Consider the following 24359-nt stretch of genomic DNA (forward strand, 5'->3'; position numbering starts at 1 on the left):
CCCGGCGTCCCCGGAGGTGTCCGGGGGCCAGGGCGTGACGGCACCTAGGATCGGCCGGGTGGACCGGGCGCCCCGGGCCGGCGCTCGGGCCGCCCTCCTCGTGGCGGCCCTGCTCGGCACGGCGTTCGTCGTCGTGGTCGCCGTCCGCACGCCCTGGACGCTGCTGCCCACCCCGCCCGGCGGGGCCACGCCGGCCAGCGCCGATGCCGGCCTGCCCGCCGCCGTCGTCGCGCGCGCGGAGTCCCTCGCCGCCGCCATCCGCCCCGCCTCGGTGGCCAACCTGCTGCTCGGACTGGTCACCTCCGCGCTGCTGGGCCTGACCCGGCTGGGCAGCCGGCTGGTGACCGCGGCCGGCCGGCCGCTGGGCGGGCGGTGGGGCTGGCAGGTACTGCTGGGCACCGTCGCGCTGGTGCTCGTCGGCCGGCTGGTCACGCTGCCGGTGGCCGCCTACGCCGAGGTGGTCCGGCACCGGTACGGGTTGTCCACCCGCTCCTGGCCGCTGTGGCTGCGCGACGTCGGTGTCTCCACCGCCATCGACGCCGGCCTGACCGCGCTGGTCGTGCTGGTGCTGGTCGCGCTGGCCCGCCGCGCGCCGCGCACGTGGTGGGCCTGGGCGTCGGTGGGGGCCGCCGGGCTGGTGGTGGCCGGCTCGTTCCTCTACCCGGTGGTCATCCAGCCGGCGTTCAACTCCTTCCAGCCGCTGCCGGCCGGCCAGCTGCGCACCGACGTGCTGGAGCTGGCCGAGGAGAGCGGCTCGCCGGTGCAGGACGTCCTCGTCGCCGACGCGTCCCGTCGGACGACGTCGCTCAACGCCTACGTGTCCGGCTTCGGCGCCACCCGCCGCGTCGTCCTCTACGACACCCTCCTGGCCGACGTGCCCCCCGCCGAGATCGAGTCGATCGTCGCCCACGAGCTGGGCCACGTGGCCACCGACGACGTCCTCACCGGCACGCTGCTGGGCGCCCTCGGCGCCGCCGCCGGGGTCTGCCTGCTCGGCTGGCTGCTGACCCGGGCGCCGCTGCTGCGCCGCGCCGGGGCGGACTCACCCGGGGACCCCCGCGTGGTGCCGCTGGTGCTGCTGCTGGTCCTCCTCGGCTCGCTGGTGGCCACCCCGGTGCAGAACCTGGTGTCGCGGCACGTCGAGGCCCGCGCCGACCTGCACGCGCTCGACCTCACCGGCGACGCCGCCGCCTTCATCGAGATGCAGCGCCGGCTGGCCGAGACCAACGTGTCCGACCCGAGCCCGCCGGCACCGTGGCAGTGGTGGTTCGGGTCGCACCCGACGACGGCGCAGCGGATCGCACTGGCCGAGGACTGGCTCCGGCTGGGCGAGCGGTGAGCGGTCCGCCCCGCACCCTCGTCGTCACCAACGACTTCCCGCCGCGGCAGGGCGGCATCCAGACCTTCGTGGCCGCGCTGCTGGAGCGGCGCCCGCCGGAGTCGCTGGTGGTGCTGGCCTCCCGGTCGCCGGGCTGGGAGGAGCACGACGCGCGACTGCCCTACCGGGTGGTCCGCCGGGACACGGGGGTGCTGCTGCCCACGCCGGGCACCGCCCGCGCCGCCGCCGCGCTGGCCGCGGAGCACGGGTGCAGCGCCGCCTTCTTCGGCGCGGCCGCCCCGCTCGGGCTGCTCGCCCCCTCACTGCGGGCCGCCGGCGTGCGCCACCTGGTCGGCGCCACGCACGGCCACGAGACCGGCTGGGTGGCGCTGCCCGGCGCCCGCGGGCTGCTGCGCCGCATCGCCGGCGGGCTCGACGTCCTCACCTACATCAGCGAGTACACGCACAGCCGGCTCGCGCCCGCGCTGGCCGGCCGCACCCAGCTCGCGCAGCTCTCGCCCGGCGTCGACGTCGACCTGTTCACCCCGGCCGCCGACGGCAGCGGGGTGCGCCGCCGGCACGGGCTGGGCGAGGGACCGGTGGTGGTGTGCGTGTCCCGCCTGGTGCCCCGCAAGGGACAGGACGTGCTCGTCGCCGCCTGGCCCCGGGTGCTCGCCCGGCACCCCGGCGCGCGGCTGCTGCTCGTGGGCGGCGGACCGCTGGAGACCGAGCTGCGCCGGGAGGTCGCCGCGCGCGGCCTGGAGCGCTCGGTCGTCCTCGCCGGCCCGGTGCCCCCCGCCCGGCTGCCCGAGCACTACGCGGCCGGCGACGTCTTCGCCATGCCCTGCCGCACCCGCCGCGGGGGCCTCGACGTCGAGGGGCTCGGCATGGTCTACCTGGAGGCCGCCGCGTGCGGGCTGCCGGTCGTCGCGGGGACCTCCGGCGGCGCGCCGGAGGCCGTCCGCGACGGGAGGACCGGCACCGTCGTCGGCGACCCCCGCGACCCGGCGGCGGTCGCCGACGCCGTCACCGCCCTGCTCGACGACCCGGCGCGGGCCCGTGCCATGGGCGCGGCCGGCCGGGCGTGGGTGGAGCAGCGCTGGTCGTGGACGACGATCGCCGCGGCGTTCGCCGACCTGCTCGCGCCCCCGCCCGCCGAGGGCCCGTCTCAGCGGGCGTAGAGCTCCTCGACCTCGGCGTCGAACTCCTTCATCACCACGGCCCGCTTGAGCTTCAGGCTCGGGGTGAGCATCCCGTTGTCCTCGGTGAAGTCGGTGCCCAGGACCCGGTACTTCTTGATGGCCTCGGCCTGGGACACCGCCTTGTTGGCCTCGGCGACGGCGGCGTCGAGCTCGGCCCGGACGTCGGGGTCGTCGACCAGCTGCTCGACCGGGGTGTCGGCCGACCTGCCCCTGGACTGCAGCCACAGCGGGAGCGCCTCGGCGTCGAGGGTGACCAGCGCGGCGATGAAGGGCCGCTGGTCGCCCACGACGATGCACTGGCTGACCAGCCGGTGCGCGCGCAGCCGGTCCTCGAGGACCGCGGGGGCGACGTTCTTGCCGCCGGCGGTCACCAGGATCTCCTTCTTGCGCCCGGTGATCCGGAGGAACCCGTCGGCGTCGATCTCGCCGATGTCGCCGGTGGCGAACCAGCCGTCGGCGTCGATCGCCTCGGCGGTGGCCTGCGGGTTGTTCCAGTAGCCGCGCATGACGACGCCGCCGCGGATGAGGATCTCGCCGTCGTCGGCGATGCGGAAGCCGACGCCGGGCAGCGGCCGGCCGACGGTGCCGATGCGGACGGCCTCGTCGTGGTTGACCGACGCGGCCGCCGTCGTCTCGGTGAGGCCGTAGCCCTCGTAGACGGTCACGCCGATGCCGCGGAAGAAGTGGCCGAGCCGCTCGCCGAGCGGGGCGCCGCCGGAGATGGCGCCCTTGCAGCGGCCGCCGAGCGCGGCGCGCAGCTTGCCGTAGACCAGCCGGTCGAACAGCGCGTGCTGCACGCGCAGCGCCAGGCCCGGACCGCCGGTGTCCTGCGCGCGCGACCAGTCGATGGCGACCTGCGCCGCCCGGTCGAAGATGCGGCCCTTGCCGTCGGCGTCGGCCTTGGCCTTCGCGGAGTTGTAGACCTTCTCGAACACCCGCGGGACGGCGAGCACGAAGGTCGGCTGGAAGGCGCCGAGGTCCTCCACCAGGTTCTTCACGTCGGGGGTGTGACCGGTGACGGTGCGCGTCTTCACCGCGCCCACCTGCAGCACCCGCGCCAGCACGTGCGCCAGCGGGATGAACAGCAGCAGCGAGTCCTCCTCGCCGAGGAGCCGGTGCAGCAGCGTGATCCCGTTGTCGATCTCGAACAGGAAGTTGCCGTGGGTGAGCTCGCAGCCCTTCGGCCGGCCGGTGGTGCCGCTGGTGTAGATGAGCGTGGCCAGGCTGTCGGCGTCGAGCGTGGCGCGGCGGGCCGCCAGCTCGCTGTCGGGCACCCCCGCCCCCGCGGCGGTGAGCGCGCCGACGGCGTCGTCCTCGATGACGTAGAGCGGCCCGAGGTCGGGGGCCTGCTCGCGGACCGAGTCGACGGCGACCGCGTGCTCGGGCCGCTCGACGACGGCGGCGACCGCGCCGGAGTCGGCGAGGATCCAGGCGACCTGGTCCGCGCTGGAGGTCTCGTAGACCGGCACCGTGACCGCGCCGGCGGTCCAGATGGCGAAGTCGAGCAGCGGCCACTCGTAGCGCGTCTTGGCCTGCAGCGCGACCCGGTCGCCGGGGCCGACGCCGGCGGCGATGAGCCCCTTGGCGACGCCGGCGACCTGGTCACCGAACTCCCGCCAGGTGACGTCCTCCCACCGGCCGCCGCGCTGGACGCGCAGGCCGACGTCGTCGCCGTGCCGGGCGACGTTGTCCGCCAGCAGGTCGGGGAGGGCCGCGTCATGGCCCACCTGGGTCCTCGCCGGGACGCTGTACTCGCGCACGCTGGGTCCTTCCTGCCCGCTCGGCCGGGGCGCCGGTGCCCGCGGTCCCACCACGGGACACGTCGGCGCGAATCTACCGGGTGCTCCTACCGGTGAGTAGCCGCACGTCGGCCGCCCGGCGGGCGGGCCGGTGCCGAGCGGCTAGCCTCGTCGCATGGCCGAGCAGTCCACCCAGTCGATCGTCGTCTCGGCGCCGGCGTCCGAGGTGATGGCGGTGATCGCCGACTTCGCGGCCTATCCGCAGTGGGTCGGCGCGGCCAAGACCGTCGAGGTGCTCGAGACCGGGCCCGACGGCCGCGCCCGGCGGGTGCGCTTCGTCATCGACGCGACGGTGCTCACCGACGACTACGTCCTCGACTACACCTGGGACGGCGACCGGCAGGTCTCCTGGACCCTCGTGCGCAGCAAGATCATGAAGCGGCAGGACGGCTCCTACACGCTCGCCGAGGCCGCCGGGGGCACCGAGGTGACCTACCGGCTCACCGTCGACATGGCGATACCGATGATCGGGATGCTCAAGCGGCGGGCGGAGAAGGTCATCCTCGACACCGCGCTCAAGGAGCTCAAGAAGCGCGTCGAGGGCTGAGCGGGCGTGCCGACCCTGCTCTTCACCGGTCCCGGGGGCGCCGGGACCACCACGCTGGCGGCCGCCGCCGCGGTCCGCGCGGCTCGCGCCGGGCGCCGCAGCGTCCTCGTCACGGGCCAGCGGCCGCCGTCCGGCGCGGCGGAGCAGCCCGGCGTCGAGGTCGTCCGGGTCGACCCCCAGGCGGACTTCGGCGCCTTCTGGGCCGGCCGGGCCGGGGAGCTGACCGGCGCCGTCCCCGGCCTCGCGCTGCCGCCGGCCACGTCGGTGGTGCCGCTGCCGGGAACCGGCGAGCTGGCGCTGCTGGCCGCCCTGGGCCGGGTGCCCGACGGCGCCCACGCCGATGCCGACACCGACGTCGTCGTCGACGCCGGCCCGCTGACCGCGGCCGCGGCGCTGGTGGCGCTGCCCGGCGTGCTGCGCTGGTGGCTGGACCAGGCGCTGCCGACGCGGGTCCGGGTGCTGGCCGCCGTCCGCACCGCCGCCGTGCGCGCGGGCACACTGCGCCGCGGGGCGGCCGACGTGGCACTCGGCGTGGTCCCGGAGCTGGAGGCGCTGCTGGACCGGCAGACGCTCACCGACCCGGGCGCGACGGCGGTCTGGCTGGTCGCCCCACCGCGGCCGGCCGCCGCCGCCGACCTGCGCCGCGCGGTCACCGCGCTCGCCGTGCACGGGCAGCGCCCCGCCGGTGTCCTGGTGCGCGTGCTGCCCGCGGACGGCGCCGGGGACTGGTGGGCCGCCCGCCTGGCCGAGCAGGAGGCCACGCTGGACACGCTGGCCGGGGTCGCGCCGGTGCACGCGGTCCCGGAGACGGCGTCCGCGCCGGAGGACGCCGGCGCGCTCGCCGCCCTCCTGCCCGACCTGCCCGGCCCGTCCGCGGCACCCGCGCCCCCGGCGCCCGAGCGGGTGGAGGGTGGCTGGCGGCTGACCCTGCCGCTGCCCTTCGCCGAGCGGGCGGACCTGGCGCTGACCCGCTGGGAGGACGAGCTGGTGGTGACCGCCGCCGGCGCGCGCCGGTCGCTGCGCCTCGACGCGCTGCTGCGGCGCTGCGTGGTGACCGCGGGCAGCCTGACCGGGGCGGGGACGGCCGCCGCGCGGCTCGAGGTCGGGTTCGCGGCGGATCCGGGGCTGTGGCCGGCCGACCTGCTGGCGGCCCACGGCGGCGACGGGTCCGGCGGCAGGCGCAGCAGCGAGGACGCCGGTGGGGACACCGGCGAGGACGGCGGGAGGACGCGGTGAGCGAGGGAGCCGACTGGCTCGACCAGGCGCGGCGGGTGGTCGCCGGGCTGGGGCAGGCGGTGGCGCAGTCCTGGGCCGAGACCGACCCGGGCCCGGACGCCGGGAGCGCCGGGCACGTCCCGGGCGGCGACTGCTCCTGGTGCCCGGTGTGCCGCCTGGCCGCCGTCGCGCGCCGGCCGGAGGTGACCGAGGCGCTGGCCGACGCGCTCACCACCGCGGCCGCCGCGCTGCGCACCGTCGCCGAGCAGCAGACGCCACCGCCGGCCGGGACACCGGGGCCGCCGCCGGAGGAGCCGCCCGGTGCGGCGGGCCCGCCGGCGTCGGCACCGGTGCAGCACATCGAGATCGGCTGAGTGGTCACGACCGGGAGCGCCGGTCCCGCCGCCCTGCCGGCCCTGGGGGTCGACGTGGGCGGCACCAAGGTGGCCGGCGGGGTGGTCGCCCCGGACGGCACCGTGCTCGACACCGCGCGCCGCTCGACCCCGACCGCCTCGGTCGCCGAGACCGAGGCCGCGGTGGCCGACGTGGTCACCGAGCTGGCCGGGGCGCACGGCGGGCCGCTGGCCGCCGTCGGCGTGGGCGCGGCCGGCTGGTTCGACCGCACCGGCGACGTCGTGCTGTTCAGCCCGCACCTGGCCTGGCGGCACAGCTCGCTGCGCCGCGACCTCGCCGCCCGGCTGCGGCGGCCGGTGTGGGTGGGCAACGACGCCGACGCCGCCGCCTGGGCCGAGTACCGCTTCGGCGCCGCCCGCGGGGCGGAGCTGGCGCTGTGCGTCACCCTGGGCACCGGGATCGGCGGCGGCATCGTGGCCGGCGGGCAGCTGCAGCGCGGCGCCCACGGCGTCGCGGGGGAGTGGGGCCACATGCGCGTGGTCCCCGACGGGCGGCTGTGCCCGTGCGGCAACCGCGGCTGCTGGGAGCAGTACGCCAGCGGCAGCGCGCTGGCCACCACCGCCCGCGAGGTCGCCACCCGCTCGCCGGCCGCCGCGGCCCGGCTGCTCGACCGGGTGGACGGCGACGCCGGCCGGCTCACCGGCGAGGACGTCGCCCGCGCCGCGGCGGAGGGGGACCCGGTGGCGCTCAGCCTCGTCAGCGACGTGGGCGAGTGGCTCGGGCAGGGCATCGCCGACCTGGCCACCGTGCTCGACCCCGACGTCGTGGTCATCGGCGGCGGGGTGAGCGTCCTCGGCGAGATGGTGCTGCGGCCGGCGCGCGAGCGGCTGGACCGGGCCCTGCCGGGCCGCGGCTTCCGGCCCGGCCCGCGGGTGGTGGCCGCGGCGCTGGGCGCCCAGGCCGGCCTGGTCGGGGCCGCCGACCTCGCCCGTACCGCCGTCACCGCCGAGCACGGCGGCTGACGCGCTCAGACGACGGCGCCGTCGTCCCCCTCGTCGGTGGAGCGCTCCCGCATGCGGGAGAGGAACAGCCCCGCGCTGCCCACCAGCGCGGCCACCCCGAGCACCAGGCCGGTGTCGGTGGTCAGGCCGAGCACCCGGGGCGCGCCCACCAGCACCACGCCGGCGGCGGCCAGCAGCACCGCGTACAGCGTGGAGGGGGAGGGCAGCGGCACCGGCGGGGCCGGCGGCGGCTCGTAGTGCTCCTCGCGCTCCTCCTGCGCGACCTCCGGCCGGGCGGGCGGCGGGTCGTGCGGCGGCAGGGCGTCCTCGACCACGGTGCGGCCGTGCTCGGCCTCGTAGGCGGCCACGATGCGCGCCCACTCGGCATCCTCGTCGAGGTCGCGGCGGGCGGGGCGGCGCACCGTCTCGGCGGGGGCGTGCTCGTCGGCGTGCCGGTCGACCAGCGCGCGGCCCTCGCCCAGCCGGGCGCGGTCGACGAAGAGCCGGTCGGCCGGCGGGCTGGGGTAGGTGACCGTGCGGGTGTAGGGCTCGACGTCGGCGGCCGGCTCCAGGTAGGCGGCGATGCCGGCCTCGCGCAGCACGTCGAGCAGGTGCTCACCCACCCGCGGGTCGACGTCGCGCACCGGCGCCCAGAGCGCGGCGTCCAGGCCGTTGTCGAGCCGGCCGCGGCCGCGGCGCGGGCCGGTCACGCACCACCCCGGGGACGCCGGGTCGGCCGGTCTGGCACCACGGGGAGTCCTCCTCGGCGTCCGGCGGCGGCGTTCCGCGCGGGGGTGGCGACGCGCGGGTGCCCTGCCGGATTGTCGCCGGGGCTCCCGCCTCCCTAGTCTGGCATTTCCACAGGGAGGCGTGTTGTTCTACTGGTTCCTCAAGTTCGTGGCGATCGGCCCGGTCGCGAAGCTGGTGTTCCGGCCCCGCGTCGAGGGCCGCGAGAACGTGCCGGCCACCGGCGCCGCGATCCTGGCGAGCAACCACCTCGCGGCCGCCGACTGGATCTTCATGCCGCTGTCGCTGCGGCGCCGGGTCACCTTCCTGGCCAAGGCCGAGTACTTCACCGGTCGCGGGGTGAAGGGCCTCCTGCGCCGGGCGTTCTTCACCGGCGCCGGTCAGGTGCCCATCGACCGCTCCAGCGCCACCGCCGCGGAGGGGGCGATGCGCACCGGCCTGCGGATGCTGCGCCAGGGCCGGCTGCTGGGCATCTACCCGGAGGGCACCCGCTCGCCCGACGGCCGGCTCTACCGTGGCAAGACCGGCGTGGCCCGCATGGCGCTGGAGACCGGCGTGCCCGTCGTCCCCGTGGCGATGACCTACGCGCCGCGCCGGATCCCGTTCGGGCGCACGCTCGTCCGCGTCCGCGTGCACTTCGGCGAGCCCCTCGACTTCTCCCGCTACGAGGGCCTGGCCGGTGACCGCTTCGTCGAGCGGTCGATCACCGACGAGATCATGTACGAGATCATGACGCTGTCGGGGCAGGAGTACGTCGACGTCTACGGCGCCACGGTCAAGCGGACCATGGACGCCACCGGCGCCAGCGCCTCGGACGTCGTCAGCCGACTGCAGCCGCCCGTCGACGAGGCCGGCGACCGGGCTCCGGACACGCTGGCCGGCTGAGCGGCGGTCCCGTCCCGGCGGCGGGCCCGCGGGATCGGCCGGTCCGCACGGCGTGCCGGCCGGCCCGGTGGTGCGCTGGCTCGACCGCCGCCGCGAGGCCACGGCCCCGGCCCGCCGCGGCGACGTCTGGCGCGCCCCGTCGACGGCGACCTGACCCGGGCGCGGCTCTACCGTGGGCGGCGTGCGGCGGTACTTCTACGACACCGAGTTCATCGAGGACGGCACCACGATCGACCTGGTGTCCATCGGCGTCGTCGACGAGACCGGCCGGGAGTTCTACGCGGTCAGCACCGAGTTCGACGAGCGGCGGGCCATCCCGTGGGTGCGCCGCAACGTCCTCGACCAGCTGCCCCCGCCGGCCGACCAGGCCTGGCGCAGCCGCCGGCGCATCCGCGACGACCTGCTGGCCTTCCTCACCGGCCCCGGCGAGGAGGTGGAGCTGTGGGCCTGGTTCGCGGCCTACGACCACGTGGCGCTGTGCCAGCTGTGGGGCCCGATGACGGCGCTGCCGCGGGCGGTGCCCCGGTTCACCCGGGAGCTGCGGCAGCGGTGGGACGACGCCGGCCGACCCGAGCTGCCCCCCAAGCCCGCCGGCACGCACGACGCCCTCGTCGACGCCCGCTACAACCTCGCCCGCTGGAACGCGATGGAGGCCGCCCGGGACCGCTGAGGAAGCGGCCCTGGACGGCCCCGTCGGCCCTCCTGCAGGGGCCCGCCGCGAGCTCGCGAGCGGGTGGGGGGCAGGAGGGTCCGTCCTCAGACCGTGAAGGCGCCCACCAGCCGGGTCAGCTCCTGGGAGAGCCGGTCGAGCTCGCCCGCGCTGGTGCGGGCCCGGTCGACGTCGTCGACGCTGTCACGGGCGTCGGCGCTGACCACGGTGAGCGTGCCCGACACCGAGCCGGCGCCGTCGGCGGCCGCGGCGACGCTGCGGGTCAGCGCGCGGGTGGTCGCCGTCTGCTCCTCGACCGCGCTGGCGATGGTCAGCTGGTGGTCGTTCATCGCGTGCACCACCTCGGCGATGCGGGTGATCGACCCGACCGCCGCACCCGTGTCGTGCTGGATCGCCTCGACGCGGCGCGCGATGTCGTCGCTGGCGCGCGCGGCCTCCTGCGCGAGCTCCTTGACCTCGTTGGCGACGACGGCGAACCCCTTGCCCGCCTCCCCGGCCCGCGCGGCCTCGATGGTCGCGTTGAGCGCCAGCAGGTTGGTCTGCTCGGCGACGGCGGCGATGACGCGGACGACCTCGCCGATCTCGGCCGAGCTGGTGCCCAGCGTGGCGATCGCGGTCTCGGTCTCCCGGGCGAGCTCGGCGGCCTGCCGGCCCACCGCGGCGGCCTCGGCGGCGCTGCGGGCGATGTCGGAGATGGACAGGCCCATCTCCTCGGCGCCGGCCGCGGCCGAGGACACGCTGGCGCTGATGTCGCTGGCCGCGGCGTGCGCGGACTCCGCCTGGTCGCGGCTGCGCGCGGCCCGGCCGGCCAGCCCGTCGGCCACCTGCGCGACGCCGGAGGCCGACTCGGCGACCTGGCGGGCGCAGCGGCCGATGTCGCGGACGGTCCCGGCCACCTTGTCGACGAACCGGTTGAACGCGGCCGACAGCTGGCCCACCTCGTCGACCCCGGTGACCGGCATCCGCTGGGTGAGGTCGCCCTCGCCGTCGGCGATCTCGGCCATGCGGGCGCGCAGCTGCTCCAGCGGGGCGGTGAGCCGCCGGCCCACCTGCCACGCCGCCAGCCCGCCGAGCAGCGCGACCAGCACGGCGGCGACGACCAGGGCGGTGACCATCGCGCTGCGGCCGTCGGCGAGCCGGTCGACCGGGCCGGTGAAGTCGGCGTCGCGGGCCACGGTGACGACCACCCAGTCCCACGGCGCGTAGTAGGTGACCCGCGCGGTGCTCGGGCCGGCGTCGGGGTCGGTGAAGCGGACGGTGGCCTGCTCGCCGTCGCCGAGCGCCAGGGCGGCGTCGACGATCTCCTGCACGTAGGGCCGGCCGTCGGCGTCGGTGGCGTCGGCCAGCTGCTCGCCGTCGCGGGCGCCGTCCCGGCTGACCAGCACGGTGCCGCGGCGGTCGCCGGTGCCGCCGAGGACCTCGACGTAGCCGTGCTCGCCGACCGTGGTGGCCTCCAGGCTCTCCCGGAGGGCCGGCAGGTTCTCCTGCTTCTCGCCGACGTAGAGCATGCCGACCACCTGGCCGGCGCCGTCGACCAGCGGCGTGTAGGCGCTGACGTACCAGGAGTCGACGACGAAGGCGTTGCCGCGGTACGTCTGCCCCGACAGCACGGTGGACACCACCGGGTTGGGCTGCCCGTCGGGGTTCGTCGCGGGGATGAAGGTGCCGATCGCGCGGGCGCCGGTGGTGCCGGTGACGTTGGTGGCCACGCGGAGCATGTCGCCCGACGGCGTGCGCTGGAACAGCGTGGCGGTGCCGCCGACCAGCGCCTCGACCTGGTCGACCAGGGCGGTGGGCACCGCGGGGTCGGTGTTCTGGCCGAGCCACGCGCCGCCCACGGTGACCCGCGGCAGGTCCAGGGGCGTGACCTCGCCGCTGAGCTGGTTCTCGGCCTCCCAGTGCACGAGCCCGCCGGGCCCGTCGACGGCCAGGCCGCCGGAGGTGGCCAGCACGTGCAGCGCGACGGCGAGGTCGCTGTCGACCTGGGCGGCGGTGGACGCGCCCTGGGTGGCGACGACGTCGTGCACCCCGGCCGCGGTCCGCGCCACGCTCGCCTCGACCAGGTCGGCGACCGAGTGCTCGGTCTCGTCGGCGAAGCGGGCGCTCTGCCAGGCGCTCACCCCGGCCATCGCCGCACCCGTCGCGGTGACGCTGGCGACCGCCAGTGCCACCACCCTCGTCCTGATGCCCCACTGTCCGAGCACCCGCACGCCATCCCCCTGTCGACCGGCCGGTGGTCCCGGCACGCGGCGGCAGGGTCGGCAGCACGCGACCGCGCCTGTACCGGAACCCCGGGCGCTGCGGCGGGCGGGACGGGTGGGACGAAGCGGCACGGCGGCGAGACCTCCGGCGGGCCCCCGGAGGCGGTCCGGCCCGTCCTGCGGGGGACAGGCGGTGACCGCGGTCACCCGGCTGGTGCAGGATCGGTCCTGACCTGCGGTTCGTCCTCACAGGAGGCGTGGTGCGCATCGGGATCCTGACCGGCGGTGGGGACTGCCCCGGTCTCAACGCCGTCATCCGGGCCGTCGTCCGGAAGGCGACCGCCTCCGGCGACGAGGTCGTCGGGTTCCGCGACGGCTGGCGCGGCCTGCTGGAGGACGACGCCGTCCCCCTCGACCTGGCCGCCGTCCGCGGACTGCTGCCCCGCGGCGGCACGGTGCTCGGCACCTCGCGGACCAACCCCTACGCCCTGGAGGGCGGCCCGGAGCGGGTGCTGGGCTGCCTGGCGGCGCACGGCATCGACGCGCTGGTGCCGGTGGGCGGCGAGGACACCCTCGGCGTCGCCGCCAAGCTGGCCGACTCCGGCGCCGGCGTCCGGGTGGTCGGCGTGCCCAAGACGATCGACAACGACCTCGACGGCACCGACTACACGTTCGGCTTCGACACCGCCGTCGGCGTGGCGATGGAGGCCATCGACCGGCTGCACACCACGGGTGACAGCCACCACCGCACGCTCGTGGTCGAGGTGATGGGCCGGCACGCCGGGTGGATCGCGCTGCACGCGGGGATGGCCGGCGGGGCCAACGTCGTGCTGGTCCCGGAGCGGCCGTTCGACGTCGACGCCGTGGTGGCGCACTGCCTGCACCGCTTCGAGTCCGGCTACTCGCCGATCGTGGTGGTGTCGGAGGGCGCGCGGCCGGCCGACGGCGAGCTGGTCACCTCGACCGGGCAGACCGACGCCTTCGGCCACGTCCGGCTCGGCGGCATCGGCGCGGCGCTGGCCGCCGTCCTGGAGGAGCGCACCGGCCGGGAGTCGCGGGCGGTGGTGCTCGGGCACGTCCAGCGCGGCGGCACGCCCTCGGCCTTCGACCGGGTGCTGGCCACGCGCTTCGGCCTGGCCGCGGTCGACGCCGTCCAGGCGGGGCTGTCGGGGGTGATGGTGGCGCTGCGGGGCACCGACGTCGTCCCGGTGCCGATCGCCGAGGCCACCGCGAGGCTGAAGCTGGTGCCGCTGGAGCGCTACGCCGAGGCGGAGGTGTTCTTCGGCTGACGCGTGTCGGCCGGGCCGGGGCACCGCCGTACCCTCGGGGCGTGACTCTGCCCGATCCTGCGCAGCTGGTGCCCGGCCTCGACCGGTGGCGGGAGCTGCCCGCCGCCCAGCAGCCGACGTGGCCCGACCGCGCCGCCCTCGACGCCGTGCTCTCCACGCTGTCGACCGTGCCGCCGATCGTGGCGCCCAGCGAGGTCGACGAGCTGCGCGGCCGGCTGGCCGACGTCGCCCAGGGCAGGGCCTTCCTGCTGCAGGGCGGCGACTGCGCGGAGACCTTCGACCTCAACACCGAGCCGCACCTGCAGAGCACCACCCGCACGCTGCTGCAGATGGCCGTCGTGCTCACCTACGGCGCCAGCGTGCCGGTGGTGAAGGTGGGCCGCGTCGCCGGGCAGTACGCCAAGCCGCGCTCGTCGGACACCGACGCCCTGGGCCTGCCCTCCTACCGCGGCGACATGGTCAACTCGCTGGAGCCGGTGCTGGAGAAGCGGGTCCCCGACCCGAACCGGCTGGTGCGCGCCTACGCCAACTCGGCGGCGGCGATGAACATGATCCGGGCCTACGCCCGCGGCGGGCTGGCCGACCTGCACGCCGTCCACGACTGGAACAAGGACTTCGTCGCCTCCTCGCCGGCCGGCGTCCGGTACGAGGTCATCGCCCGTGAGATCGACCGGGCGCTGGCGTTCATGAAGGCCTGCGGCGTCGACGACACGGCACTGCGCGGCGTGGAGCTCTACAACAGCCACGAGGCGCTGATCCTCGACTACGAGCAGGCGCTGCTGCGGGTGCACGACGGCCGGCCCTACGCCGCCTCGGCGCACTTCGTGTGGATCGGTGAGCGCACCCGCCAGCTCGACGGCGCGCACGTGGAGTTCATGTCGCGGATCGCCAACCCGATCGGCGTCAAGATCGGCCCGACGACGACGCCGGAGCAGGCCACCGAGCTCGTCGAGCGGCTCGACCCCGACGGCGTCCCCGGCCGGCTCACGCTGATCAGCCGGATGGGCAACGGGAAGATCCGCGACGTGCTGCCGCCGATCGTGGAGAAGGTCACCGCCAGCGGCCACCAGGTCGTGTGGCAGTGCGACCCGATGCACGGCAACACCCACGAGTCGCCCACCGGCTACAAGACGCGGCACTTCGACCGCGTCGTCGACGAGGTGCTCGGCTTCTTCGCCGTCCACCGGGCGCTGGGCACCTGGCCCGGCGGCATCCACGTCGAGCTGACCGGTGAGGACGTCACCGAGTGCCTCGGCGGGGCGATGGAGATCAGCGACGAGGACCTCAACAGCCGGTACGAGACCGCCTGCGACCCGCGGCTGAACACCGGGCAGTCCCTGGAGCTGGCCTTCCTGGTCGCGGAGATGCTCCGTGGCTGACCTCGCTGCCCCTGCCCACCCCGCCGTCGTCGACCTGCGCTCGGACACCGTCACCCGGCCGACCCCGGGCATGCGCCGGGCCATGGCCGAGGCCGAGGTGGGCGACGACGTCTACGGCGAGGACCCCGCAGTCCGGGAGCTCGAGGAGCGGGTCGCGGAGCTCTTCGGCCACGAGGCGGCGCTGTTCGTGCCCTCGGGCACCATGGGCAACCAGATCGGCATGCGGCTGGTCTGCGAGCCGGGCCAGGAGGTGCTCTGCGACGCCGACGCGCACGTGGTCACCTACGAGATGGGTGCCGCGGCCGCGGTGTTCGGCATCTCCACCCGCACCGTGGTCTCCGCCGGCGGCCTGCTCGACGCCGACGCGCTCATCGCCCAGGTGCGCCCGCGCGACGACTGGCACCTGACCGCCACCGCGGCCGTCGCCGTGGAGAACACGCACAACCGCGGCGGCGGCCGGGTGCAGCCGCTGGCCGAGCTCGAGCGGCTGTTCGCCTGGTCGCGCGGCGCCGGGGTGGCCGTCCACCTCGACGGCGCGCGCATCTGGAACGCCGCCGCGTCCTCCGGCCTGGACCTGGCCACCTACGGCCGGCTGGCCGACACCGCGTCGGTGTGCCTGTCCAAGGGCCTGGGGACGCCGGTCGGCTCGGTGCTGGTGGCCTCGGCCGAGCGCATCGCCGCCGCCCGGCTGTGGCGCAAGCGGCTCGGCGGCGGGATGCGGCAGGTCGGCGTCCTGGCCGCGGCCGGGCTGTACGCGCTGGACCACCACCTGCCCCGGCTGGCCGAGGACCACGAGCACGCCCAGGTGCTCGCCAAGCGGCTCGGCGTCGACCCGGTCACGGTCGAGACCAACATGGTGGTGCTCGACGACGTCGCCGCGCCCGTCGTCGCCGAGGCGGCCAAGGCACGCGGCGTGCTGGTGTCGCAGGTGAGCCGACGGCGCGTCCGGCTGGTCACCCACCTCGACGTCGATCGCGCCGCCGTCGACCGCGCCGCCGACGTCCTCGCGGACCTGCTTGACCGCTGAGGTCGCGCCGGCGCGGCGACGGTGTGCGCCGATGCGCGGTTCCTGCGGTCAGGACCACGCATCCGCGCACACCGTCGCCGCGCCCGTCAGTAGGAGCTGAACAGCAGCCGGTCCGGCGTGCCGGTGGGCTCGCCGGTGATCTTGCCCGGGGTCGCGCCGCCGATGACGGCCGAGGCGACGGTCGCGGGGGTGGCCTTCGGCGCGCCCTGCAGGTACAGCGCGGCGACACCGGCCACGTGCGGGGTGGCCATCGAGGTCCCGCTGATGGTGTTGGTCGCCGTGTCGTTCGTGTGCCAGGCGCTGGTGATGCCGACGCCCGGCGCGTACAGGTCCACGCAGGTGCCGTGGTTGGTGAAGGGGGCCGAGGCGTCAGCCGAATCACTGGCGGCCACGGTGAGCGCCGCCGGCACGTTCGCCGGGGAGGTGGTGCACGCGTTCGCGCTGTCGTTGCCGGCGGCGACGGCGTAGGTGACGCCGTCGGCGATCGAGGCCGTGACCGCCTTGTCGATGGCCCTGCTCAGACCGCCGCCGAGGCTCATGTTCGCCACCGCCGGGTCGCCGGCGGCGTGGTCGCGGGTGACCCAGTCGATGCCGGCCACCACGCCCGAGGTCGTCCCGCTGCCGGTGCAGCCCAGCACCCGGACCGGCACCAGCGTGACGTCCTTCGCCACCCCGTAGGTGGTGCCGCCGATGGTGCCGGCGACGTGGGTGCCGTGGCCGTTGCAGTCCTCGGTGGTGTTCCGCCCGCTGACCGCGTTGTAGCCCGGCCGGACGCTGCCGGCGACCTCGCCGTGGGTCGAGCGGATGCCGGTGTCGATGACGTAGGCGGTCACCCCGGCGCCGGTGCGGTTGGAGGTGTACGTGTGGTTGAGCGGCAGGTTCTGCTGATCGATGCGGTCGAGGCCCCAGGTGGCGTCGTCCTGCGTGGCGTCCACGCGGACCACCTGGTCGCGCTCGACGGCGACGACGCCGGGCTGGGCGGCCAGCCGGCTCGCGGCGGCCTCCGACAGCGTGACGGCGTAGCCGCGCAGCGCCGCGGTGTAGACGTGGTCGATCGACCCGCCGAGTCCGCGAGCCCGCTCCGCCGCCTGCTGGGGAAGGGTGGCACGGTCGACGGTGACGACGTACGTGGCGCGCGGTCCGTCGGCCGGCGCGGCCGCGGCGGGGCCGGCGGTGACGCCGAGGCCGGTGGACGCGAGGGCGGCGACCGCGCCGGCGACCAGCGTGCGACGAGTGGGCAAGGAGGCTCCTCGGTTCGGCTCCCGCGGCCGAGCGGTCGCGGGCGGATGCGACCCAACGCGGTGCCGTAGTTCACTGCAAGTCAGGAGGCGTGTGCCCAGCGTGACCGGCGTGTCGCCGTCCGCCGACCGGGTGGGTCAGGCGGCCGAGGAGACCCGGTCGGCGGGACGGCCGTCGCGCAGCGCCCGGAGCAGGGCGATGTCACGGGCGTGGCCGCGGTCGGCGCTGGGCGTCTCGACGACGACCGGCACCCCGGCCACCGACGGGTGCGCCAGCAGCTCGGCGAAGGCCGCCACGCCGATCGAGCCCGCGCCGATGGTGGTGTGCCGGTCCCGCTTCGAGCCGCGCTCGTCGAGGGAGTCGTTGGCGTGCACCAGCCCGAGCCGCCCGGGGCCGACGGCCGCCTCCAACGCGTCCAGCGTCGCCGTCGTCCCGCCCGGGGTGGCCAGGTCGTGCCCGGCGGCCCACGCGTGGCAGGTGTCCAGGCAGACGCCGACCTTGGGGTGCATGTCCAGGGCGGCGAGGTAGGGGCCGAGGTCCTCCACGGTGGCCGCCAGCGACCGGCCGCCGCCGGCCGTCGGCTCGACCAGCAGCCGCGGGCCGTCGTCGGGCAGCGCGTCGAGGACCGGCAGCAGCCGCTCCCGCAGCTGGCGCAGCGCGGCCTCGTAGCGGTCCTCGTCGACGGCCGACCCCGCGTGCACGACGACGCCGCGCACGCCGAGCTGCACGCCGCGGGCGAGGTCGGCGGCGATCGTCTCCACGGAGCGGTCGACGGTGGCCGGCGTGGGGGAGCCGACGTTGACCAGGAACGGCGTGTGCACGAACGACGGGACGCCGCGCTCGGCCAGGCCCTCGACGAACGCGGCGTCCTGCGCGGGGTCGCCGGCGCTGCGCCTCCAGCCGCGCGGGTTGCCGACGAAGACCTGCACCGCCTCGGCACCGACGTCGTCGGTGGAGCGCAGCCCGCCGGTGGCCAGGCCGCCGGCCACCTGGACGTGCGCCCCGATGGGGCTCTTCGTCACCCGAAGCTCAGCAGCAGGCTGACCTCGGTGCGGACGTCGACGACCGTGCCGGCCGCCGGGTTCTGCCGGTACACGCGGTCGCCGGTGATGAACGTCGAGGTGGTGTGGGTCAGGCCCGCGGCGTCCAGCGCGGCGACCGCCTCGCGCTCGCTCATCCCGGTCACGTCGGGCACGGCGACCTGGGGCAGCCCGATCGAGACCTGGATGGTCACCTCGGCGCCGAAGGGTGCCTCCTCGCCGGGCGTCGGGCTGACCGCCATGACCTGGCCGGTGCCGACGTCGGCGCTGCGGCCCTCGCTGCGGGCGACGGTGAAGCCCAGCGACTCCAGGTTGGTCTGTGCGGCGTCCGGGCTCTGGCCGACGACGTCGGGCACCGCGACCGGCGCCGGGCCGCGGCTGACGTACACCGTCAGCGGGGTGTCGCGGGCCAGCTCGGTGCCCGCCTCGGGCTCGAACCCGGTGACCGACCCCACCGGGACGTCGTCGTCGTAGTCCTCCTGGACGGTGACCTGCCAGGGCACCGTCTCGGCGAGCGCGGCCTGCACGTCCTCCAGCGGCAGTCCGACCAGCTCGGGGTCGACGGTGAACCGCTCGGGCCCCTTGGAGACGACCAGCTCGACGTCGGAGTTGCGGATGGCCTCGCCGTCGTCGGGGTCGGCGGAGATGACCTGCCCCTCGGGGACGGTCTCGCTGAACTGGTCGTCGGCGAACACCGGGTCCAGCCCCGCCTGCTGCAGCAGGTCGACGGCGGTCGCGCGGTCGGCGCCCTCCAGCGAGGGCACCGTCGTCCAGCGGCCCGAGCCCAGCCACCAGCCGATCGCACCGACGGTGACCGCCAGGAGCAGGACGACGGCCACGGCCAGCCGGGCGCGGCGGCGGCGGATGTGCGGCGGCACGCCGGGGCGGGTGTGCGGCGGCGCAGGTCGCCGTCCGGCGACGTCGGTGGTGGGCCCGGCGCCCATGCCGGGCAGCATGCTCGTGCCCCGGCCGCGGGAGGACCGCCCGGCGCCGAGCACCTCGGTGCCCGGATCGCCGGGACCGGGGTCGCTGGGGTGGCGCGGCCGGGCGGGCCGGTTGGTCGGGCGGATGGTGCCGGGGCCGGCGGAGCTGCGGCCGGTGGGCACCGGGACGCGGGCCAGGCCGAGGTCGGTGCGCACGTCCTCGAGGTCGGCCAGGAAGGCGCCGGCGTCCAGGGGGCGGACGGCGGGCTCGCGGCGCGTGGTGCGCGTGACCAGCTCGTCGACCTGCCAGGGGACGCCCGGCACCTCCTCCGACGGCACGGGGACGTCGTGGTGCACGTGCTGGTAGGCCACCGCCAGCGGGGTGTCGCCGCCGTAGGGCGGGTGGCCGGTGAGCATCTCGAAGAGCACCAGCCCCGCGGCGTACACGTCGCTGCGCGCGTCGGCGCGGCCGCGCTCGAGCTGCTCGGGGGAGAGGTAGGCGACCGTGCCGATGAGCACGCCGCCGGTGTGGCTGGTCTGGCCGGTGCCGGTGAGCGCGCGGGCCAGGCCGAAGTCGGCGACCTTGACGGTGCCGTCGTGGCCGATGAGCACGTTCTCCGGCTTGACGTCGCGGTGCACGATCCCGGCGCGGTGCGCGGCGGTCAGCCCGGCGAGCACCGGCTCGAGGACGGCGAACGCCTCGGCGACGGTGAGCCGGCCGCGGGCCTGCAGCAGGTCGCGCAGGGTGCGGCCGCGGACGAGCTCCATGACCAGGAAGACCAGCCCCTGGTCACTGCCCTGGTCGCTGACGGAGACGACGTTGGGGTGGCTGAGCATGGCCGCCGCCCGCGCCTCCCGGGTGAACCGGCTGACGAACGTCGGGTCGTGCGCGAGGTGCTCGGCCATCACCTTGACCGCGACCGTGCGGTGCAGCCGCAGGTCGGTGGCGGCGTAGACGGTGGACATGCCGCCGCGCGCCAGCCGCTCCTCGAGGCGGTAGCGCCCCTCGAGGACGAGGCCGACCACGGGGTCGGTCACGGCGGTGTCCACGGGCCCGAGTGTAGGAGCGCAGGTGGCCGGTCCGGACCGCACACGCGGGGCCGGCGAGCCCCTGCCACCCTCCCGTCACACCGGTCACGGGAGGGGTCGCGCTCAGGACAGCTCGAGGCCCGGGTAGAGCGGGTGGGCGGCGACCAGCTCGGCGGCCGCGGCGCGGGTCTTGTCGGCCAGCCCGCCGTCGACGGTGTACTTCGCCTTCGAGGGGGACCCGTCCCGCGTCGACGTCGGCGTGGTGTTCGCCAGCACGTCGACGATCAGCTCGGCGGTGCGGTCGAACTCCGCCGCGCCGAAGCCCCGGGTGGTCAGCGCCGGGGTGCCCAGCCGGACGCCGGAGGTGTACCAGGCGCCGTTCGGGTCGGCCGGGACCGCGTTGCGGTTGGTGACGATGCCGGCGTCCAGCAGCGCCGACTCCGCCTGCCGGCCGGTCAGCCCGTAGCCGGAGACGTCGAGCAGCACGATGTGGTTGTCGGTGCCGCCGGTGACCAGCCGGGCGCCGCGGCGGGTCAGCCCCTCGGCGAGGGACACGGCGTTGTCGACGACGGCCTGCGCGTACGTGGCGAACTGCGGACGGCGGGCCTCGGCGAACGCGACCGCCTTGGCGGCCATCACGTGCGGCAGCGGGCCGCCGAGCACCATCGGGCAGCCGCGGTCGACGGCGTCCGCGTACTCCGGCTGCGCCAGCACGAACCCGCCGCGGGGACCGCGCAGCGACTTGTGGCTGGTGCTGGTCACCACGTGCGCGTGCGGCACCGGGTCGAAGTCGCCGGTGAAGACCTTCCCGGCGACCAGGCCGGCGAAGTGGGACATGTCCACGATGAGCGTCGCGCCGACCTCGTCGGCGATCTCGCGCATCCGCGCGAAGTCGACCTTGCGCGGGTAGGCGGAGTAGCCGGCCATCAGGATCAGCGGGCGGAACTCGCGGGCGCGGGCGGCGACGACGTCGTAGTCGAGCAGCCCGGTCTCCGGGGCGGTGCCGTAGGAGGACTGGGCGAACATCTTGCCACTGATGTTGGGGCGGAAGCCGTGGGTGAGGTGGCCGCCGGCGTCCAGGCTCATGCCGAGCATCCGCTGGTCGCCGAGGGCGTGCCGCAGGGAGGCCCAGTCCTCGTCGGTGAGGTCGTTGACGTGCCGGGCCCCGGCCGCCTGCAGCGCGGGCGCCTCGACCCGCTGCGCGAGCACGGCCCAGAAGGCGACCAGGTTCGCGTCGATGCCCGAGTGCGGCTGGACGTAGGCGTACGGGGCGCCGAACAGCTCGCGGGCGTGCTCGGCGGCGAGGGCCTCGACGGTGTCGACGTTCTGGCAGCCGGCGTAGAAGCGGTGCCCGACGGTGCCCTCGGCGTACTTGTCGCTGAACCAGTTGCCCATGGTCAGCAGGACGGCGGGGCTGGCGTAGTTCTCGCTGGCGATCAGCTTGAGCGAGTCGCGCTGGTCGGCGAGCTCGGCGCCGATCGCCTCGGCGACGCGGGGCTCGACCTCGGCGATGACCTGCAGCGCGCTGCGGTAGGCGGCCGAGGCGGTGGCGGCGTCGAAGGAGGGGGTCACGTCGGTCATGGGTGGGCTCCTGCGCGGTCGGTGGTCGGCTCTGCCCAGGCGCCCGGCGGGGGAGTACAGGCCGCTCCCCGGTGGTGCCCCACCTCGATGCGCCAGTCACGGCCCGGCCCCGATCCTAGCCCGCTCCGGCGGCGGGCCCAGGGGTCGACCTAGGCTCGGATCCATGGACGTCGACAGCCTGCAGACGATGACCCCGCAGGAGGTGGCCGCGGTCCTCGGGACCTCGCCCAACCGGGTCCGGCAGCTGCTGCGCGAGCACAAGCTGCTCGCCGTCCCGGGCAGCGGCAACAGCCGCATCCCCGCCGACTTCCTGCAGGACGGCGCGGTCCTCAAGCACCTGCCCGGGCTGATCACCGTGCTCAAGGACGGCGGGTTCAGCGACACCGAGGTCTTCGAGTGGCTCTTCCGCGCCGACGACTCGCTGCCGGGCACGCCGGTGCAGGCGCTGCGCAGCGACCGGCACACCGAGGTCACCCGGCGCGCGCAGGCCCTCGCCTTCTAGCCGCGCCGCGTCCTGAGCCGCGCCGCCTGCGCGCGGGCCAGCCGGCGCGCGAAGACGCCGAGCCGGCGGGGCTTGGACACCGTCACGCGCCGATCCAGCACCCGGTAGTCGGCGCGCTCGATCTCGGTGAGGATGCCGCCGTAGAGGGCGGTGGCCGCGCGCACGCAGTCCCGCGACTCGGGCGCGAGCATCGGCGTCCCGGGCGCGGCGTCGTCGTAGCGGCGCCGCACGATGGCGACCATCTCCTGCATCAGCGCGCGGAACCGGGCGTCGTACCGCTTGGCCTCGAGCTGCTCGCGGGTCACGCCGTGGGCGGCCATGACGTCGGCGGGCAGGTACACCCGCCCGCGGTCGACGTCCTCGGCCACGTCGCGGAGGAAGTTGGTCAGCTGGAACGCCTCGCCGAGCGCGATGGCGTGCGGCGCGGCCTCCTCCTGCGGCACGCCGCGGGCGGTGCCGAGCACGGGCAGGACCTGCAGGCCGATGACCGACGCCGAGCCCCACATGTACCGGTCCAGCGCGGCCATGTCGGCGTAGCCGGTGACGGTGAGGTCGCTGGTCATCGCGGCGAGGAAGTCGACCAGGTGCTCGACCGGGATCCCGTACCGGCGGTAGGTGTGCACCGTGGCCAGCCGCACCGGGTCGTCGGACCAGCCCGCCTCCAGCTCGGCGAGCAGCGCCCGCGACCAGTCGGCCAGGTCGGCCTCGGGGTCGGCGCCGGGGTGGTCGACGAGGTCGTCGGCGGTGCGCGCGGCCGCGTACAGCGCGTGGACCGCCGGACGGCGGTCGGCCGTGAGCAGCCGGGTGGCCAGGTGGTAGCTCTTGCCGTGCTCGGCGTTGACCGCGGCGCAGAACCGGTAGGCGGCATCGAGCCGCTCCTGCCGCTCGGCCTGCGTCAGCGGCCGCTCGGTGGCGGTCACCGCCGCACCGGCCCGGTGATCCGCTCGGCGGCCAGCCGGCCGCTGATCACCACCATCGGGACGCCGACGCCGGGCTGCACCGACGAGCCGGCCAGCACCACGTTCTCCGGGCCGCGGCGGGGCAGCGTCGGCGTCCGGAACGGGCCGGTCTGGCCGAAGGTGTGGGCGAGCGCGAACGGCGTGCCGGCGGCCATGCCCTGCCGCGCCCAGGTCAGCGGGGTGTCCACGTGCTCCACCTCGATCGCGTCGGAGATCCCCGTCCAGCCGCGGGCCTCGAGCACGCCGAGCACCTCCTCGCGGTAGCGGGGCAGCAGCGCGTCCCAGTCGATGCCGGGGTTGCCGCCGCTGTGCGGGTCGAGGTTGGGCGCGGGCGCCACGACGCTGAGCACCTGCCCGCCGTCGGGGGCCAGCGACCGGTCGGTCAGCGAGGGCGAGCTCACCAGCAGGCTCGGGTCGCTCATCGGCCGGCCGTCGCGGGTCAGCTCGTCGAACACCTGCTGCCACGCCGCGCCGAAGGAGATGGTGTGGTGCGCCTGGCCGGGCAGCTCGTGGCGCACGCCCAGGTGCAGGGTGACGCACGACGGCGAGTACACCGGCCGGCGGCGCCGCGCGAAGCCCGGCACCAGCCGCTCGGGGACGTCGGTGGTGACCACGACGGCGTCGGCGGCCAGCCGCTCGCCGCCCGCCAGGCACACCCCGGTCACCCGCCGCCCGCGCAGCTCGAGCTCCTCGACGGTCGCGCCGTACCGGAACACCACCCCGGCGTCGGCGGCCGCGGCGGCCATCGCACGGGGGACGGCGCCGATCCCGCCGACCGGGTGCCAGACGCCGGCGCCGATGTCGAGCTGGGCGATCACGGCGTAGGCGGCGATCGCCCGGAACGGGGAGACCCCGGCGTAGAGCGCCTGGAAGCTGAACAGCCGCCGCAGCCGGTCGTCGGTGAAGAACCGCGCCACGTGGCTCGACAGCCGCCCGAAACCGCCCCGGCGGGCCAGCGCCCACAGCTCCGGGCCGAGCAGGTCCAGCGGGGTGTCGAGGTTGCGGTCGATGAAGGTGTCCATCTGCAGCCGGTAGAGCTCGGCGAGGTCGGCGAGGTAGCGGCGCAGCGCGGCGGCCTCGGCCGGGCCGGCCAGCGCCTCGACCTCGGCGGCGAAGCGGTCGACGTCGGCGTGCACGTCGAGGGCGGAGCCGTCGGCGAACTGCGCCCGGTAGGTGGTCTGCAGGGGCACCAGCTCGAGCCGGTCCTCCAGCTTCTCGCCGACGGCGGCCAGCGTGTCGGCCACCAGCTCGGGCGCGGTGAACACCGACGGGCCGGTGTCGAGCACGTAGCCGTCGCGGGCGACGACGCCGGCCCGCCCGCCGGGGCCCTCGCCGCGCTCGACGACGGTCACCTCGCGGCCGGCACCGCGCAGCCGCAGCGCCGTCGCCAGGCCCGCGAGCCCGGCGCCGACGACGACGACGCGGTCGGTGCGTCCGGGGACGGTGCGCACG

Annotated in this window: 21 protein-coding genes and 1 riboswitch; of the genes, 12 read left to right on the top strand and 9 right to left on the bottom strand. The window is 76.3% G+C overall.

Annotated features, from left to right (window positions below):
- Window positions 1-58: 58 nt before the first annotated feature.
- Both LY71_RS05390 and LY71_RS05395 read left to right on the top strand, forming a co-directional pair.
- Window positions 59-1339: a M48 family metallopeptidase gene (locus tag LY71_RS05390; protein WP_106275954.1), complete on the top strand. Its 1281-nt coding sequence runs from the start codon at window positions 59-61 to the stop codon at window positions 1337-1339.
- Window positions 1336-2499 (top strand): glycosyltransferase family 4 protein, encoded by a 1164-nt coding sequence (locus LY71_RS05395; RefSeq protein WP_106275955.1) that lies wholly within the window; start codon window positions 1336-1338, stop codon window positions 2497-2499. The genes LY71_RS05390 and LY71_RS05395 overlap by 4 nt, the downstream gene beginning before the upstream one ends.
- On the opposite strand, the gene LY71_RS05400 is transcribed toward LY71_RS05395, so the two are convergent.
- Window positions 2487-4280, bottom strand: a complete 1794-nt coding sequence (locus LY71_RS05400; protein ID WP_106275956.1) for an AMP-dependent synthetase/ligase — start codon at window positions 4278-4280, stop codon at window positions 2487-2489. The genes LY71_RS05395 and LY71_RS05400 overlap by 13 nt on opposite strands.
- Window positions 4281-4434: 154 nt before the next feature.
- Here LY71_RS05400 and LY71_RS05405 point away from each other — a divergent pair, with 154 nt between their 5' ends.
- Genes LY71_RS05405 through LY71_RS05420 form a run of 4 tightly spaced genes read left to right on the top strand, consistent with a single transcriptional unit; the run spans window position 4435 to window position 7457 of the window.
- The gene (locus LY71_RS05405) at window positions 4435-4866 is read left to right on the top strand and encodes an SRPBCC family protein (RefSeq protein WP_106275957.1); all 432 of its coding nucleotides are present in this window, start codon (window positions 4435-4437) and stop codon (window positions 4864-4866) included.
- 6 nt (window positions 4867-4872) lie between these two features.
- Entirely contained in the window at window positions 4873-6102 is a 1230-nt protein-coding gene (locus LY71_RS05410) for an ArsA family ATPase (RefSeq protein WP_146146063.1), read from the top strand.
- Window positions 6099-6455 (top strand): hypothetical protein, encoded by a 357-nt coding sequence (locus LY71_RS05415; protein WP_106275958.1) that lies wholly within the window; start codon window positions 6099-6101, stop codon window positions 6453-6455. Before LY71_RS05410 ends, LY71_RS05415 begins: the two co-directional genes overlap by 4 nt.
- On the top strand, window positions 6456-7457 hold the full coding sequence (locus LY71_RS05420) for an ROK family protein (protein ID WP_106275959.1): 1002 nt from the start codon (window positions 6456-6458) through the stop codon (window positions 7455-7457). It begins immediately after the preceding gene.
- 5 nt (window positions 7458-7462) lie between these two features.
- On the opposite strand, the gene LY71_RS05425 is transcribed toward LY71_RS05420, so the two are convergent.
- Window positions 7463-8146, bottom strand: coding sequence for a hypothetical protein (locus LY71_RS05425; protein ID WP_106275960.1), 684 nt, complete (start codon window positions 8144-8146; stop codon window positions 7463-7465).
- 160 nt (window positions 8147-8306) lie between these two features.
- Here LY71_RS05425 and LY71_RS05430 point away from each other — a divergent pair, with 160 nt between their 5' ends.
- Entirely contained in the window at window positions 8307-9068 is a 762-nt protein-coding gene (locus LY71_RS05430) for a lysophospholipid acyltransferase family protein (RefSeq protein ID WP_245887682.1), read from the top strand.
- A gap of 181 nt (window positions 9069-9249) precedes the next feature.
- The gene (locus LY71_RS05435; protein WP_106276196.1) at window positions 9250-9738 is read left to right on the top strand and encodes a polyadenylate-specific 3'-exoribonuclease AS; all 489 of its coding nucleotides are present in this window, start codon (window positions 9250-9252) and stop codon (window positions 9736-9738) included.
- A gap of 86 nt (window positions 9739-9824) precedes the next feature.
- Here LY71_RS05435 and LY71_RS05440 read toward each other — a convergent pair whose 3' ends face one another.
- A complete protein-coding gene (locus LY71_RS05440) occupies window positions 9825-11909 on the bottom strand; it encodes a methyl-accepting chemotaxis protein (RefSeq protein ID WP_245887683.1) in 2085 nt (694 codons plus the stop codon).
- A 290-nt stretch (window positions 11910-12199) separates the two neighbouring features.
- Between LY71_RS05440 and LY71_RS05445 the strand changes: the two genes are divergently transcribed.
- From LY71_RS05445 to LY71_RS05455, 3 genes are read left to right on the top strand one after another with little or no spacing between them, the layout of a single operon-like run.
- Window positions 12200-13228 carry an ATP-dependent 6-phosphofructokinase gene (locus LY71_RS05445; RefSeq protein ID WP_106275962.1) on the top strand — a complete coding sequence of 343 codons (1029 nt, stop codon included), beginning with the start codon at window positions 12200-12202 and terminating at the stop codon, window positions 13226-13228.
- Between the two features lie 41 nt (window positions 13229-13269).
- Complete coding sequence (locus LY71_RS05450) at window positions 13270-14607, top strand: class II 3-deoxy-7-phosphoheptulonate synthase (protein ID WP_106275963.1); 1338 nt, start codon at window positions 13270-13272, stop codon at window positions 14605-14607.
- Window positions 14600-15634 (top strand): threonine aldolase family protein, encoded by a 1035-nt coding sequence (locus tag LY71_RS05455; protein WP_106275964.1) that lies wholly within the window; start codon window positions 14600-14602, stop codon window positions 15632-15634. Before LY71_RS05450 ends, LY71_RS05455 begins: the two co-directional genes overlap by 8 nt.
- 86 nt (window positions 15635-15720) lie before the next feature.
- Here the strand turns inward: LY71_RS05455 and LY71_RS05460 are convergent, their stop codons facing one another.
- From LY71_RS05460 to LY71_RS05475, 4 genes are all read right to left on the bottom strand, one after another.
- Window positions 15721-16875, bottom strand: a complete 1155-nt coding sequence (locus LY71_RS05460) for a S8 family peptidase (protein WP_245887684.1) — start codon at window positions 16873-16875, stop codon at window positions 15721-15723.
- Window positions 16876-17010: 135 nt separating this feature from the next.
- On the bottom strand, window positions 17011-17895 hold the full coding sequence (locus LY71_RS05465) for a deoxyribonuclease IV (RefSeq protein ID WP_106275966.1): 885 nt from the start codon (window positions 17893-17895) through the stop codon (window positions 17011-17013).
- Complete coding sequence (gene pknB, locus LY71_RS05470) at window positions 17892-19886, bottom strand: Stk1 family PASTA domain-containing Ser/Thr kinase (RefSeq protein ID WP_106275967.1); 1995 nt, start codon at window positions 19884-19886, stop codon at window positions 17892-17894. Before pknB ends, LY71_RS05465 begins: the two co-directional genes overlap by 4 nt.
- A gap of 102 nt (window positions 19887-19988) precedes the next feature.
- On the bottom strand, window positions 19989-21446 hold the full coding sequence (locus tag LY71_RS05475; protein WP_211297157.1) for a glycine hydroxymethyltransferase: 1458 nt from the start codon (window positions 21444-21446) through the stop codon (window positions 19989-19991).
- Window positions 21447-21472: 26 nt separating this feature from the next.
- Window positions 21473-21556, bottom strand: a riboswitch (ZMP/ZTP riboswitch).
- Window positions 21557-21609: 53 nt separating this feature from the next.
- On the opposite strand from LY71_RS05475, the gene LY71_RS05480 reads away from it, so the two are divergent.
- On the top strand, window positions 21610-21948 hold the full coding sequence (locus LY71_RS05480; protein WP_245887685.1) for an Rv2175c family DNA-binding protein: 339 nt from the start codon (window positions 21610-21612) through the stop codon (window positions 21946-21948).
- Here the strand turns inward: LY71_RS05480 and LY71_RS05485 are convergent.
- Together LY71_RS05485 and crtI are read right to left on the bottom strand one after the other, a co-directional pair.
- On the bottom strand, window positions 21945-22868 hold the full coding sequence (locus LY71_RS05485) for a phytoene/squalene synthase family protein (protein WP_106275968.1): 924 nt from the start codon (window positions 22866-22868) through the stop codon (window positions 21945-21947). The genes LY71_RS05480 and LY71_RS05485 overlap by 4 nt on opposite strands.
- The gene (gene crtI / locus LY71_RS05490) at window positions 22865-24358 is read right to left on the bottom strand and encodes a phytoene desaturase family protein (protein ID WP_106275969.1); all 1494 of its coding nucleotides are present in this window, start codon (window positions 24356-24358) and stop codon (window positions 22865-22867) included. Before crtI ends, LY71_RS05485 begins: the two co-directional genes overlap by 4 nt.
- Window position 24359 lies beyond the last annotated feature (1 nt).

Origin of the sequence: Geodermatophilus tzadiensis, assembly GCF_003002915.1 — a bacterium.
Taxonomy (GTDB): domain Bacteria; phylum Actinomycetota; class Actinomycetes; order Mycobacteriales; family Geodermatophilaceae; genus Geodermatophilus; species Geodermatophilus tzadiensis.

What these genes read in the sequence shown, in the direction of transcription:
- LY71_RS05405 (WP_106275957.1), top strand. Translation starts at nt 4,435, where the DNA reads ATGGCCGAGCAGTCCACCCAGTCGATCGTCGTCTCGGCGCCGGCGTCC.
- LY71_RS05475 (WP_211297157.1), bottom strand. Translation starts at nt 21,446, where the DNA reads ATGACCGACGTGACCCCCTCCTTCGACGCCGCCACCGCCTCGGCCGCC.
- LY71_RS05480 (WP_245887685.1), top strand. Translation starts at nt 21,610, where the DNA reads ATGGACGTCGACAGCCTGCAGACGATGACCCCGCAGGAGGTGGCCGCG.